The organism is Vibrio sp. 1F169, assembly GCF_041439605.1.
Lineage (GTDB): Bacteria > Pseudomonadota > Gammaproteobacteria > Enterobacterales > Vibrionaceae > Vibrio > Vibrio tasmaniensis_A.
In genome coordinates, this window is the sequence record NZ_JBGOOI010000040.1 from 1 (window position 1) to 15,673 (window position 15,673).

Below are 15,673 nucleotides of genomic sequence, written 5' to 3' on the forward strand. Positions count from 1 at the left end.
ATGCAGGTGTAATGCGGACAACTTAACGGTACATGGGCTAACCTAAATATCGAGTCGATAAATCCTTGAAGCGCTCTCAATGGCCTAGAAAAAACTCGTTTCACCATGAGTGCTGTCGTGATAGCTAAATCACTGAACCGACGCGGCCTCCCGCGCTTATTCTGTTTACTTTGCGCCCACCCGCTTATTGCTTCTTCATCAATCCAAAAGGTCAGAGAGCCACGGTTAATGAGTGATTGGTTGTTTTATAACGAGGCTTGGGCATAGAGCTACGAGGAGGGTGGAGGTAGCTGATCAGATCGTAGGTTCTTGATTTAGCTACATTGAATTACGCAACAAAGCCTTATCGACCACAGCTCCACCCCAGGCACTGATTTATTTTACCTTTCACTTTTCGATGACTTTGCTCAACTATATTGTTCAGATATTTAATTTGACACACTTCAATCAAGTTGAGTATTTTTCCCATCAGCCAGAGTTGAACATTGACATTATGCAACGCTAACGCGTTGGCACCACTCTTATCGCTAACCACTTTTCCTGGTAAACCATTATAGCAGATTGCCTTGGTAAAGAAGGCGCGAGCCGCTTTCTCATCACGGCGTTTGCAGAGTGAAAAATCAATGAAATGACCGTGCTTCTAACGACTCGAGAGTAATATTTCCACTGACCTTTGACGTTAATGTACGTCTCGTCCATTCACCACGAAGAAGCGACTGGCTTCTTTATTTACGTGCCTGGTGCTCAAGCAGGGGAGCGTATTTAATGACCCAACGGTTCAATGTTGAGTGGTCAACACTGAGGCCGCGCTTAGCTAACAGCTCTTCAATTTCATGGTAGCTCAGTTTGTAGGAAATATAGTAACGAACGGACTGCAGTATGATCAGAACCTACCACCCTTGTTCGCGACAAACCCCCTAGGAGAAGGCAATGCCAACCTCACTTGAGAAGAAGAGATTTGAGTTCCATAATAAGATCGTTTGCGGGATAATTATCGATTAAAGAACAAAAGTCTTCTTCTAATTGAAGATATTTAAAAGCACGATGTCTCAAATTCCGTCTATCTTCTTCACCAAGCCACTTACTTTGGATAAAGGTACACTTTAATTCCAGCTTTAGGTCATCCATATGCTGTCCTTCTTGCCCAGTTAAAGTTTGATATTCCTCTTGTCAGCATCAGCAACTTTTTTAATTTTGACTTTAAATCCAACAGGCGACATGGTGAACGCGAACTGTTCGAACACATCTTCAGGAGCTTGCTGAGGCTCTAACGTAAATTCATTAAATAAAGAATGAAACGCCAATTTTATTTCCATAATAGCGAGTGAACGACCCGGACAAAGCCTTGCCCCCCCGCCAAATGGTTGAAGGTTCGAAAATGACGCCCCTTTTTTATTTATCCAACGATTAGGATCGAACGACATTGGATCTTCAAACAAATCGGGATCAAAACCGTTAGCATGCAGTATTACGAAAACAGGCGTGCCTTTTTTTATGTCAAAATCACCAAGATAAGTATCTTTTGTCGACTCTAGGTAAAGCTGAGGAGCCACAGGTTTAAGGCGCATCGCTTCATACATAATTGCTGTCATGTAGGGAACCCGAGGGATCGGCCACTCTAATACAGAAGCTTCTCCCAGATCAGCCAGTTCACTTTGTAAAGCTTGCTCGCTACCTTGGTTTCCACTCACAAGAAACGCCATCCAAGCAAGAGTGTTTGCTGTGGTATCTTCCCCTGCTAATAACAGAGTAATGGCGTTCGCTAGAATATCTCGATCAGTCAGTGATGTATCCAATTCTTGTTCCAGCAGCATTATTTGAAGCATATTTTCTGGCGACTCTCTAAGTTCAGGACACTCAGCCAAACGCGTGCGCTGCTTATCAATACAAGTCGACACAAAATGACCGATCTCTTCTAAACTTGCATCGAACTGAGTATCTTTCTTGGTTTTGAAAAATCGCCATAAAGGAATAGGAGACTTAGAGCGCTGGCTAATCACAGGAAAGACATGTCGTAAACTTTCTCCAAGAGGAGTGTCTGATTGCTCAATCGAATTAAAGTCTTCACCAAAAGCCAACAATGATGTGACATCTACTGTGTATTTTTTGAATTCGCTAACTAAATCAACGACAGTTCCTGATTCTGATAACTTTTCAAAGTGCTTTCTTAAACGTTCGGTAATCACACTTAACTTAGGGTAAAAATGTTTAAGGTGGCTAGGCTGGAACATAGGCTCAGTCAACTTTCTCTGATGTTTCCAACGATCACCTTCTGCAGAAAAAATACCGTTAAGCCCTGCTTCTTCAAACACACTTTCAATGCTTTTCAAACGGCGAAAGTCATCTGGCCTCGATTTTAAAATCGCCTTAATCTGAGAGGGTTCAGAGAGAACCATTACATCCTTCATTCCCAGTTTCAAACGAAAATAAGCACCATATTCATTCACCCAAGACAGCATCTGTTGATGAACATTGGGTTTCTTCAAATAACTCACATGCCCCAAAATCCCCGATTTAGGAGGCATTGGAAGCTGTTCAATTTTCTGCATTTGTATTACCTTAACTTGATCTGAATGCTATGAATAGGAGGTGCTGAGAGCGGCTTAGCATGCTTGTTATCGTAATACGAAACTTTGGTTGTGATACAACGCTAGCGCGTGTAAACAATGTGAGTACCGTATTGTGTGAACTAAAGAACTCTTGTCGCTCAGAGCGAGTGACTGCGGTGTCGGTAGATCTTATAGATAGATTGGATACCGATTGGCAGCATAGTAAAGATACCAATAAGCATCACACTTCCATAAATGTCTTTTGAGCTAAAAATTTCGCCATGCAAAGTGGCGACATCAAGGTTGTCTTTGAACAAGAAGCAAAGGATGTATTTTGACATTATGGTAACGTAAATGATTGAGGGCAGGTATAAGTAACCATGGGGCGGGATTTGCTTCAAATGTACTTTATCGTTGTAGCACCATAATGAGAAAGGCAAATAAAAGGTAAATACGCATAAAAACCACCCAAAGAAATTACTTAACGGAACGCCAAAATACACACCACGATCGGTCCAGACCCACAGCGATTTGATGAGCGAATTCACAGGATCCATAACGACATCCCATGAAACCATTACAAATGAGGCAGTAAGAGAGATGATGATTGCTTTACTTTTCGTTTGTATCGGTTTATCAAACTGATTAAGAAGGATGGTTGATATAAACCAAGAGACATAACCCAAACTGAAGTAGGTCGGCATGATTGCTAATGGGACGTCAAATATTTTAATTCCTAGTCGGTCAGAATAATAATAGTGACCGAAAGGAAATCCACTTGAAATACTAACGCTTTCGTAGAAAACACTGACAACGAAGACTAATAGAAAGAAACATGACATTTTCTTTATACCGCAATAGACACTACCGTGTAATATTGCAAACGGGAACAAAATTAGTGGAGTAAATACGCTCGATATATGTAAGTCGGTATAACCTCGAAGAAATGAATAAACAATATAAATAATGGTGATTGCAAGCAAGAATAAAGGTGCTCTAGGCTTCATATACTACTCTTATTTTTGAAACTAAAAGTCATGATAACGATTAGGCAAGATGAATAATAGTGCTAATCAATTGATATCAAATAGACGATAATAATAAAGCGGGGCAGAATATCATGAAAAGTTTGTTGCCTGGTCTAATCAGTGGCTTTGATGTAATGTGATCTGTACCATTAATACGGTTGTGTCGCAAAGTTATGACGAAGTACAAGTGTACAGATCTTCAGATGCAATTAGGCTGCTAGGGCGTAAAATTGCTCCCAAGCAGATAAGCCTTCAGGATTATCGAGCTGTTCACTTTTAATTATCGACCACAGTTCCACGCCTGCCAGGGTGGAACTAGCTCCCTCATCTGATTTCCCATCAGCCAGAGTTAAACATTGACATTATGTAACGCTAACGCGTTGGCACCACTCTTATCGCTAACCACTTTTCCTAGTAAACCCTTATAGCAGATTGCCTTGGCAAAGAAGGCGCGAGCCGTTTTCTCATCACGGCGTTTTCAGAGTAAAAAATCAATGAAATGACCGTGCTTCTCAACGACTCGATAGTAATATTTCCACTGACATTTGACGTTAATGTATGTCTCGTCCATTCGCCACGCAGACGCGACTGGCTTCTTTATTTACGTGCCTGGTGCTCAAGCAGGGGAGCGTATTTAATGATCCAACGGTTCAATGTTGAGTGGTCAACACTGATGCCGTGCTCAGCTAACACCTCTTTAATTTCACGGTAGCTCAGCTTGTAGGAAACATAGTAACGAACGGACTGTAGTCTGATCTCAGAAGGAAAGTGACGGCCAGTAAACTTAATAGTCATAATGTTAAAGCTGAAGAATGTTGAGGGGTGATCATAACCTACCCCCTTGTTTGCGACACAACCCCTGTTTCTTGTGATTAAAATTTGCCGCCACTATATCGCCATTCGGGTACTGGAAGTAAGCATAACTCCATGATTTTTCGTTACATTAAGTTAGCTTTGAGATTATAGGTTATAACTGAAATTTAAAAGAGAATAGAAATAAAAAGGAACACTAAATAGTGTTCCTTTTTTGGTTTTAGTGATTGGCATTTTATGCGTTAACTATTTGGATCAATGTCCGGTAACCCATCGATATCGTTGTGGTGGTGGTGCTCATCATCTTGGTTATGGTTGATGTTTGCATCATGGTGTTCCAGCGCGTCTGACATATCCAAGTGCGCTTGGTCATGTGTTGCTGCATCTGGTTGGTCGACTTGTGCAAGTACGATATCCATATCCGCAGGTTGATCGTGAACCGTTGTCGATGTCGCATCGGGTTTAATGCCCAATGCATCCAGATAAGCGGCTGCACCATGGTGACTGCTTTTCTGATCGGGTTCTTGATGGGTCTGCTGGGTTAAATCTAGATTGCTATCATCGCTTAGTGTGACCGTAAAGTCGGCTTGCGAAGCCATGTCTGGCTCGTCATGTTGAACAGGAGGCGGTGGCGGTGGAGCAGGGTGCGATGTATGGACTAAAGGTGTGATCGTCATATCAATCACTTCAGTTCCAACTGTCAGCTTTCCACTATTTCCTGGCCCATGACTGAGTATCTGGATGTTCACATGGGCGACCACTTCATCTTGATTTGACCCTTGTAATGCTACTTCAAATTTATCTTCGTGTTGACCGATACCTGAAGCGCTGCCATGTGGGCCCGTATGAACCTGAGCTTGCTCTTGGTAATGTAAGTGGCCGGTTTGAGGGTCAATGGTTAATGTTCCATATTGCCCATGGTGGCTGGTGACATATTGTCCATTAGGTAAATGGATTCGCCAACCGCTTTGTGCTGTTGGTACCGGAGTTAACGATGGTAATAGTGGTGGCACCCCAAGTGTGCCAGACACTTGGTGGCTTCCCGATGGCGGTCTGACAATAATTGGTTCAGGAATAGCGCTTGCAGCAAAACCTTGGCTACCTGCGGTATTACCGTGTTCGTCAGTCATTGTTGCTTGTACATTAGAACCCGGATGAACTTCAATTTGTATTCCGTGCTGTAGAGTATGAGCATCTAATACATGATCCTGACCGTTAACGACAAGATGCTCACCGATTTTGGCATCACCAGGAGGCGTAACGGTTGCAGTGATCGTGTTTGCTTGTCCTCGGGCGATTTCAGCTTTGCTGTATAAGTTGTCTGCCCCTGCGTTTTCAAAGGTAATCGTAGGAACGCTAACCTGTGTATCGACTTGGTAAGTAACATCTGCAGTGGCATGAGCGCTATTACCTGCGCTATCTGTTACCGCTACTGATGCCTCTATTTTTTGGTCAGCATCGGCAATGAGTTCACTTCCAGGTACGGCAATTGAATAGTGTCCTTTTGCATCGACCACGCCAGTATGCTGTGTCCCATTTACATCTAAAGTCACAATGTCGCCTGCATTATAATCGCCAGAAACGGATCCGGTGATGTCAATGGAGCTGTTGGATTCTTGAGCATTAATCACATTGTCGGCGGTAATTGGGTCTGTTTGAATACCGACGTGTACTTGTGTATCTATATGGACGGAAAGAAGCGAAGATATTGTTGATAGCCCAGATGAAGGAGTTAATGCCTTAGCGGATAGATTATGATTGCCATCGGTTAAGCTATCGACCACTACGCTATATTGACCTGAAGCATTAGATACCGCATGTCCAATAGGTTTTGAACCATCGTATATCGTCACTTGAGAATATGGAATATCGGTGTGTCCGGTAATTGTTGGAGTGGCATCATTAGTCAGATTGTCAGTGTTAGACGAACCTGAATCACTTGTTGACGCGAGATCCAGAGTAACGGTGTTCGTTGGCGCGACGTTAGTGCCTGAAGGCAAGGTTGGTTGCGTCGTAGTTACCACAGGTTGGTGCAGAACAGTCGTCGAGGTGACTAAGCTACCCGTTGGTGACATGGTGACATGTCCCGAGGCATCAAAGGTGATGAATTTCGAATCTTCCGTATGGCCGTCACTGACTTTTACTTCGAATACATCGACACCATGATAGGAGTTGGTGGCAGAGTTATAACTCATTCCTGTGATAGACGTATTTGGTGTGTAGACGTAGTCACCAGTATTTGGATCGACGGACAGTGAACCGAATTGCCCTGTTGAACTGACAATAGAGAAGGTATGAGAGTCAGTAACATCTACATCAGTCTCTGTTAATGTACCTGCTGTTGATGATGTTTGGTTAACGCCGAGAATCGGTGCGTCATTGGTTCCGGTAATGGTAACCACGATATCATGGTGCGTGCCATCTGCAGATTGAACCGTGATGGTTTCAGTGTCTGTCTGACCTTCGCCAAGCTGTTGAACGATTGGGTGTTTGTTGTAAAGGTCGTAAGTCCAGTGACCATTACTATCAATGTGTGCATGCCCATAACCTTTACTTCCTACTATCCCAGCACCACCTTGAACGGCAATAAAGCCTGTAGTTCCATCTGGATCGCTAGATGTCAACGTACCTGACGCTTGAAGTGTCATGTCTTCTTGAGCTACCCCTGTGGAATCGCCTCCGAATGTTGCTGGGTCGGCGGCATTAGCAATGTTAATGAATATTGACCCTTCTTTTGAATCAGCTTGGCCATCGTTTGCGGTAAATTGCACCGCACCCAGCCCGCTGACACCAGAACTAAAATAGTTGTGAGTTGGGGTGAAGATGAGTGATGAAACGTCGGAGGCGCTGACGTCATCACCAACATTCACTGTGGCGCCATTCAGCGATAACACGCCATGAGCGACATTGGTAATCGTGATGTGGTTTAACGCATCTCCATCAATATCAGAATATTTAAAGTCTGCGGTGGTGAACGCATGAGGCTTATCTTCTAAAGAACTAATAAAACTCGATCCAACGATAGGTGCATCATTGACTGCATTGACATCCACTACCATCGTTGCGCTTGCCGAATTTTTATGGCCATCATTCGCAGTAAATGTAAATTGCGCATAGTTGGCGCCGTTTTCATTATTGCTCGGCGTGAAAGTTAAATGGCCTGCGTCTAAGTCAGCCTTGCTGATTTGCTGGTTGGCGGTTACGGCGTTACCGTTTAAAAGTAATAATCCATGACTCGGTAAGCTGCTAATAGTCACGAACTGTAACGCATCGCCATCTTGATCACTGTAACCAAATTCACTGGTCGTAATGGTTCTGGTGATGTCTTCATTTGTAGAAACGGTTTGCCCTGTCACCGTTGGCGCATGTTGTAGAGGAGGGGTGACTTCAATAGAGAGAGAGTTTTGAGAAGAGTCTCCTATTGGGTTACCGCCATCATCGCCGACGCGATAAACCATACTTGGCACTTTACCTGTAAAGCCAGCTTCCGGGGTGAAGGTATAATGACCATTCGCTTCGATCGCGAGTGTACCGATACCGGCCATAGTATGTGGTTGCCCCGGCCTTACCGCGACATAACCTGACACCGGGTCTTTTATTTGAATATCTTGCAACACCAGATGTGCGTTGGAATCGGTGTCTGTTGCTGCACCACTCAATCCTTGATCCGTCCCAGAGCCAGTAAGTAGATTCCCTTCAACTGGACCACTATGTTGAACACCAGAATCACTGAGGCTGTGTAGAACAGGATCATCGGTGGTCCCATTAATCGTGACGGTTATTGAATGCTTGGTACCGTCTTTTGATGTGACTTCAATGCTATCTGTGAGTGTTTGTCCATTGTCTAAGTCTTGAATCTGCGTACTCTTGTTGTCTGCTTTATAAACCCATGTCCCAGTACTAGTGATGTCGAAATGACCATAGGTTCCATCCAGAGATATTTTCGGTTGCCCCTTAAGATCTAATGCAGCTTCGCCATGACCATCAGCGTCAGATACAATCAGGTGCCCATGGCAAGAAAGGGCATCTGGAATAGTTGCTGACCCCGTGATATGCGCGTTGTGGTGAATGTTTGTATCTTCTTTTATGCTGCTGGAGTCACCGGCAAATGTGGCGGCATCATTAACTGCTGCAAGGGTTGTGATTGCTCCTGTATGAGTCGTTCCGCCATGCGCATCTGTGACGTCATAGCTAAAATGAACTTGGCCGTTATAGTCTTTGGTTGGAGTAAAAGTGTAGGTGCCGTCTTTGTTATCGACTACAGAGCCGTGATCGACTAACAGATTCTCAATGGAAAGCTTACCTGCGTCATTGGCATCCACGTCGACAGTATTGGCTAATAAATCAGCTTTGGTGAAAGTAAGAGCTGTATCTTCTGTGCCTGTGGAAAGTGTTACTTCAGAACTGATATAAGGTCTATCATTATCACCATGAATGGTAATGACTATGTCTTGCGCAGTACCATCTTTAGAATAAATGGTAATCGTATCTGTTAATTCTTGCCCATCGCCTAATTGATCGATCTTTGTGGCTATGTTTTGTTGGTTACTACCAACGGTAACCTTATAATGCCAATTACCATCGGCATTTAGTATTAATTGACCATAAGTGCCATGGTAGGAGTAGCCTATGCCTTTTGTATCAAATTGTGCTTCGCCAGTGTCTGGGTCAATAATCTCTAACTTGCCATCAGTATATAAAGGGTCATTGGTTAATTTAGCCATCCCAAGCTGTGCGTAGTTTGGTGACCGATCATGATAGGTACCATGCCCTTCATCGACATCGCCCGTTGTCGTTCCAGTGATTACTGCTGTGTCACCAACTGCATCAATATGAAGAGTGTTAGTAGCCTCTTGTGAGTCATCATGCCCATCGTTAACAGTATATTTAAACTGAACATCGCCATTAAAATCTTGCGCAGGAACGAACTGAAGTTTACTGATGTCAGCTGTAGGGATGTGTTGCCCCGCTGTAACATCGTGTCCATCAAGCACAAATTTACCTTGTGTTGCTGGTGGTAGATCTGTGATTGCAACTGAATGTAGCGTATCGCCACTATCAACATCCGTAAATCCAAACTGACTCGCTTGCATTTGATAATGCGTGTCTTCAGTGCCGTTACTTAACGCAACTTGGGTAACGGTTGGCGCATCATTGGTGCCTACAACGTCTATGTGCAACTCGTATGCCGTTCCATCATAACTATGAACACGGTAGATAACGGTTTCAGTTTGCCCTTGAGCAAGGTGTTGCAAATTGGCATTATTAACGCTGTACCCCCAATTGCCCATGCTATCAATACGTAACATGCCACCAAACGGATCGTGAACTGCTGATTCACCAAACTGGCTGTATTGGAATTTATTCTCCCCGCTATCTGGATCCACAACTTGTAGTCTTCCATTCGCGAGCTCAGTTGTAACCCCTGCATTGTGGCTGCTGTGTGAACCATCTTCAGTGACGTGGTCAGTTGTTACTTCTGAAATGATGGCGCCGTCTGGGGTAGCGGTGAGTGTGGTAGACGCCCCTGTATGAGTCGTTCCGCCATGCGCATCTGTCACATCATAGCTAAAATGAACTTGGCCGTTATAGTCTTTGGTTGGAGTAAAAGTGTAGGTGCCGTCTTTGTTATCGACTACAGAGCCGTGATCGACTAACAGATTCTCAATGGAAAGCTTACCTGCGTCATTGGCATCCACGTCTATAGTGTTTGCTAAGAGTTCGGTGGCCGTGATGGTTTGCGCGAGGTCTTCTTTACCGCTGTTGAGCTGCACTTCTGAAGAGCAGTATGGACGGTCGTTGTCGCCATGAATGGTGATAACAATATCATGAGTGGTACCGTCTTTACTTTGTATCGTTATCGTATCAGTGAGAGTCTCATTTGCACCAAGTTGATCAATCGTCGATCCTACATTTGTTGTTAATCCACCATTTACATCAGCAGTGCCGGTCGCAACACCATAAAACCATTTACCATCTGTATTAAGAATCAAATGGCCATAATTTCCATGATAGGTATAACCAATACCTTTAGAATCAAAACTATTCTCGCCGGTATCTGGATCGATGATTGTTAGTTGCCCCTCAACATGAATCATACTATTAGTTAAATGCGCCATACCTGATTGGGCAAAGTCTGGCGACATATCAGGGTTTCTGTTTTCATAAACATCGCCAGTATCCACACCTGATATAACGGCTTTATCTCCCACCGCATCAATATGAAATGTGTTGGTAGCCTCTTGTGAGTCAACATGCCCATCGTTAACAGTATATTTAAACTGAACATCGCCATTAAAATCTTGCGCAGGAACGAACTGAAGCTTACTGATGTCAGCTGTAGGGATGTGTTGCCCCGCTGTAACATCGTGTCCATCAAGCACAAACTTACCTTGTGTTGCTGGTGGTAGATCTGTGATTGCTATGGAATGTAGCGTATCGCCTGTGTCGATATCACTGAATCCAAACTGACTAGATTGCATTTGGTAATGTGTATCTTCAGTGCCATGTGCAAGTGTCGTCGCAGTTATGGTCGGTTGATCATTGGTGCCTGTCACCGTTATTGTTATATCGTGAGCAGTGTGGTCTGCAGAATAAACACGATATACAACTTTTTCTACCTCACCTTCAGCTAATGATTGCAAGCGACTATTGGCGACTTCATATCCCCAAGCGCCACTTGGTGTAATGCGTAAAAAACCACCAAAGGGATCGTGAATCGCCTGTTCTCCTAATAACAGATTGACCTGAAAATGGTCTTGCCCTGCATCAGGATCTGTCACACTCAGCAAACCCGATGCAACGACAGGCTGTAATGAACTGTGACCCACATTATGATCTTCAATAATCGTTCCGGTATCACTACCGCTTATAACCGCTTTATCAGCAACTGCACTTAAACTGCTGGTAGCTCCAGTATGAGTGACACCGCCATGTGCATCTTTGACATCATAGGTGAAATGAACTTTACCGTTATAGTCTTTTTCTGGTGTGAAAGTGTATGTACCATTTTGGTTATCTAAAATCGAGCCGTGATCTGGATGAAGGTTTGCTACTGTAAGCAGTCCAGAGTCATTTTTATCGACATCTATTGAATTTTGTAACAGTTGTGCAGCTGTAATGGTTTGTCTCGTATCTTCAGTACCTGCGTTGAGTTGTACTTCTGAAGAGCAATAAGGCCTGTCGTTACTACCATTGATAGTGATGACTATATTATGTGGTGTTCCATCTTTTGTGTGAACGGTGATAGTGTCTGTGAGTGTTTCACCCTCACCTAACTTATCGATAGCGGAGCCTCTGGTCGTGGGCCTTCCACCAATGTGACTGAGACTTCCAGCATCGGCAAAGTAATTCCAATCTCCATTGGGATTTAAAATTAAGTCACCATATGTACCGTGATAGTTATACCCCACATTATCAGCAAAGCCAGACTGACCAGAGTCAGGATCAACCACAGATAAATGTCCATTAGCGTTCAGAGTACTAACTCGAAGTGTCGCCATACCTGGTTGAGCATGATCTGGTGACATATTATCTCCAGCCGCTTTCTCAGTGACACTTGCAGTATCTACTCCACCGACCACAGCATTATCATTAGTGCCGTTCACCGTAATGGTGACTTGATGAGGTGTGCCATCGGCTGAATGAACGGTAATGGTATCAGTAGCGGTTGCGCCATTACCTAACGCTTGAACTGCTGGGTTAGTGTTATCTAAGTCGTAGGTCCAAGCGCCATTATCTGTTAGATGTAATGTACCTAAGGAGCCTTGGATATCAGTATTAGCAAAGTGTGCTTCACCGCTATCGGTATCAGTAATGGTTAATGTGCCAGTAGTTTGTAGTTGTGTCTCTTCTGTTACTGCGCCAGCACTTGCACCGCCAATTACAGCCGTATCATTGGTGCCATTTACTGTGATAGTCACTTGATGTGGCGTGCCATCAGCAGAATGAACAGTGATGGTATCGGTAGCGGTTGCTCCTTTGCCTAGCGCTTGAACGTTAGGGTTTGTATTGTCAAGAGCGTACGTCCAAGAACCAGAATCTGTCAGGTGCAGCGTCCCCATGTTGCCTACGATATCTGTGTTGGAGAAGTGTGCTTCGCCGGTATCTACGTCAGTGACAGTCAACGTACCAGAGGTTTGAAGTTGAGATTCTTCAGTCACTGCACCAGAGTTTGTACCGCCAAAGATGGCCTTGTCGTTAGTGCCATTAACCGTAATAGTAATTTGATGCGGCGTACCATCTGCTGAGTTGACAGTAATAGTATCAGTCGCTGTCGCGCCTTTACCTAAGGCTTGAACTTGTGGATTCGTATTATCTAAATCGTAAGTCCAAGTGCCGGTATCAGTTAAATGTAAAGTGCCTAATGTGCCTGCAATATCAGTGTTGGAGAAGTGTGCTTCACCAGTATCTACGTCAGTGACAGTCAGTGTACCTGACGTCTGAAGTTGAGATTCTTCAGTCACTGCACCAGAGTTTGTACCGCCAATGATGGCCTTGTCGTTAGTGCCATTAACCGTAATAGTAATTTGATGTGGTGTGCCGTCAGCAGAATGAACAGTAATGGTATCGGTAGCGGTTGTTCCTTTACCTAACGCTTGAACGGTTGGGTTGGTGTTATCTAAGTCGTAAGTCCATGTCCCCGAATTAGTGAGGTGTAAGGTGCCTAAAGTCCCAGCAATATCGGTATTGGAGAAGTGTGCTTGACCGGCATCAACATCAGTCACAGTCAGTGAGCCAGAGGTTTGAAGTTGAGATTCTTCGGTGACCGCGCCAGCACTTGTTCCGCTTATCACGGCTTTGTCATTGGTACCATTAATAGTAATTTTGATCGTCGACGGTGTGCCATCAATAGACGATACAGTGAAGGTCTCTTCGACCTTATCGCCGACATTCAATTGGTTAAACGCGCTGTTGGCGGTGAATGTCCAATGCCCATTAGCATCAATAGTCAGGTCGCCGTTGGTGCCAGTAAGCGAATCGGGTGTGAAAGTGTTATCTGGGTTATCCACGTCAGTACTGGTTAGTGTGCCTGAGGTGGTTACCGCTTTGTCGGTTTCATAGATGGCAACGGTCGCACTGCTGACAGTAGCTGCGTCATTAGTGCCATTTACTGTGATAGTCACTTGATGCGGCGTGCCATCAGCAGAATGAACGGTGATGGTATCAGTAGCTGTCGAGCCCTTACCTAATGCTTGAACGGTCGGGTTAGTGTTATCAAGATCGTACGTCCAAGAACCAGTATCGGTCAGATGAAGCGTACCAAACGAGCCTGCAATATCGGTACTTCCTGTGGATGAAGTAGCGAAGTGCGCTTCACCGGTATCCACATCCGTAACAGTCAGTATGCCCGAGGTCTGAAGTTGGGACTCTTCGGTTACCGCGCCGGCACTGGTTCCACTTATCACGGCTTTATCATTGGTGCCGTTAACGGTAATTGCAATTTGATGAGGAGTGCCGTCGGCGGAGTGGATGGTTATGATGTCTGTTGTCGCAGAGCCTTGACCAAGAGCCTGAACTTGTGGATTTTTATTATCTAGATCGTAGGTCCAATCGCCATTGTCTTTAAGGTGTAAAGTACCCAGTGTCCCCTTGAGGTCGGAATTAGAAAAATGCGCCTCTTTTGAGTCGATATCGGTGATGTTGAGTTGGCCTGAAACCGTTAGGTCTTTATCTTCAGTAACTTGGCTTGAGCCATTACTTGTCCCGATAGCGAAAAACGAACTTGGTGAATTTGCTGTACTACTCGTGATTACTGCATGGTCGTTGGTGCCATTGATCGTAACCATAACTTGATGCGCTGTACCATCAGCTGAGTGAACAGTGACGATGTCTGTCGCAGTTGAGCCTTGGCCAAGTCTTTGAACTACTGGGTTATTGTTGTCTAAACTGTATGTCCACGCACCGTCTTTGGTGATGCTTAGCGTACCGAAATTACTAGTCACTTGTGAGGCTTGAAAGTGGTCCTCTCCAAGATCAGAGTCCGTGACCGAAAGCTGCCCTTGAACTTGTGTCGTTAAATCTTCAGTTAACGTGCCAGCATCCACACCCGTAATTACTGCATTGTCGTCGTTCCCGCCAATCGTCATATCGATGGTTTGCGGTGTGCCATCTTTGGTGTGAATTGTGAAACTTTCATGCAGTGAAGTGGCTGCGGTTAAAGCTTGAACATTAGAGAGCGAGTTATCAACTTGATACTGCCAATGTCCATCAGCATCGATAGTTAATGAACCATATTTACCTGAGATAACTTCCGGTGTAACCGAACTTTCATTTTGGTCAGGGTCTATGACATCGATTTTGCCGTTCGCATGTAACAAGCCTTGTGAATCAATATTGTGATCTTCTGTTACGACACCTGTTAAGTCTCCAGAAATACTTGGCGTGTCTTGCTTACCTGTTACCGGTATCTGAACAATGATGCTCGAGCCATTAGATAGGTGTAACGCAAAATGGTCAGTACCTGGTTGGTGCTGATTTAACAGGATGTATTGAGGAGAATTTGGATTCAATACGAATGTGTATTGACCATTTGCATCAACATGAAGCTCTCCGTACGTACCTTTTATGACTTCTGGCATAAAGGTGACGGGTAAAGCGGGCGTCGTAGGCGCATTCGAATGAATCGGCTGACCGTTACTTCCTGAGGAGATAGTCGGCATCGATACCGAAGGAATGTAATGGACTTGCGGGTGAGAAAGCGTCGATAAATGATGAGAAGGAACCAAGTGAGAGCTCGAACCATGGGCGGCATGACTTGCACTTAAGGTGGAGTTTACGTCGCTGTCGCTCGTCTGAGCTTCTTGGAGAGCAACCGCTGATGAGTCCGCCTTGTTATGGTCACCGGTGACATCTTTTTCGGTCACGTTATTTGCGGTTACTTGATCTGCTGCGTCGCTGGAATTGTCTATACTTTCTGCAGCAGCGTGTTTAGCCAATGATGGCAAAATCATCATGAGTGACTGAAAAAGTGGGATATTCACTTTTAGATGTGAATGCAGTCTGCGCTTCTTTTTTTGTGTTGGTTTCTTTTGTTCTAGCTTGTTACTTTTCTTATTTTTGATTTCTGTATTTTTCTTGTTTGCTTCGACGTTTTTTTTGTTAGCCATTTTTATCATCCGTGAATCGTGGTTGCACTGTCTTAAGTAAAATACACAGATAGAGGTTTCGCTAGCTAATTGGATAATTTTTAAAGAAAAAACTGCAAAGTCGAAGAATTATCTCATTTTGATGAAAGAGAGGATGAATACTTTTTCAACGGTCAGGTAAATATCGGCACAATGG

Annotated in this window: 3 protein-coding genes and 3 pseudogenes; all 6 read right to left on the reverse strand. The window is 44.2% G+C overall.

Features of this window, described 5'->3' with window-relative positions; genetic code table 11:
* Positions 1-265: pseudogene (locus tag ACED53_RS15055) on the reverse strand (transposase); the annotation flags it as partial.
* A gap of 78 nt (positions 266-343) precedes the next feature.
* Positions 344-887: pseudogene (locus ACED53_RS15060) on the reverse strand (IS6 family transposase).
* Positions 888-1,148: 261 nt separating this feature from the next.
* Positions 1,149-2,549 carry a cytochrome P450 gene (locus tag ACED53_RS15065; protein WP_017100289.1) on the reverse strand — a complete coding sequence of 467 codons (1,401 nt, stop codon included), beginning with the start codon at positions 2,547-2,549 and terminating at the stop codon, positions 1,149-1,151.
* A gap of 158 nt (positions 2,550-2,707) precedes the next feature.
* Positions 2,708-3,556, reverse strand: a complete 849-nt coding sequence (locus ACED53_RS15070; protein WP_017104230.1) for a carotenoid biosynthesis protein — start codon at positions 3,554-3,556, stop codon at positions 2,708-2,710.
* A gap of 230 nt (positions 3,557-3,786) precedes the next feature.
* Positions 3,787-4,372: pseudogene (locus tag ACED53_RS15075) on the reverse strand (IS6 family transposase).
* 260 nt (positions 4,373-4,632) lie between these two features.
* The gene (locus ACED53_RS15080; protein WP_157939739.1) at positions 4,633-15,498 is read right to left on the reverse strand and encodes a VCBS domain-containing protein; all 10,866 of its coding nucleotides are present in this window, start codon (positions 15,496-15,498) and stop codon (positions 4,633-4,635) included.
* Positions 15,499-15,673 lie beyond the last annotated feature (175 nt).

Coding starts and splice junctions, on each gene's coding strand:
- ACED53_RS15080 (WP_157939739.1), bottom strand. CDS start 15,498: ATGGCTAACAAAAAAAACGTCGAAGCAAACAAGAAAAATACAGAAATC.
- ACED53_RS15065 (WP_017100289.1), bottom strand. CDS start 2,549: ATGCAGAAAATTGAACAGCTTCCAATGCCTCCTAAATCGGGGATTTTG.
- ACED53_RS15070 (WP_017104230.1), bottom strand. CDS start 3,556: ATGAAGCCTAGAGCACCTTTATTCTTGCTTGCAATCACCATTATTTAT.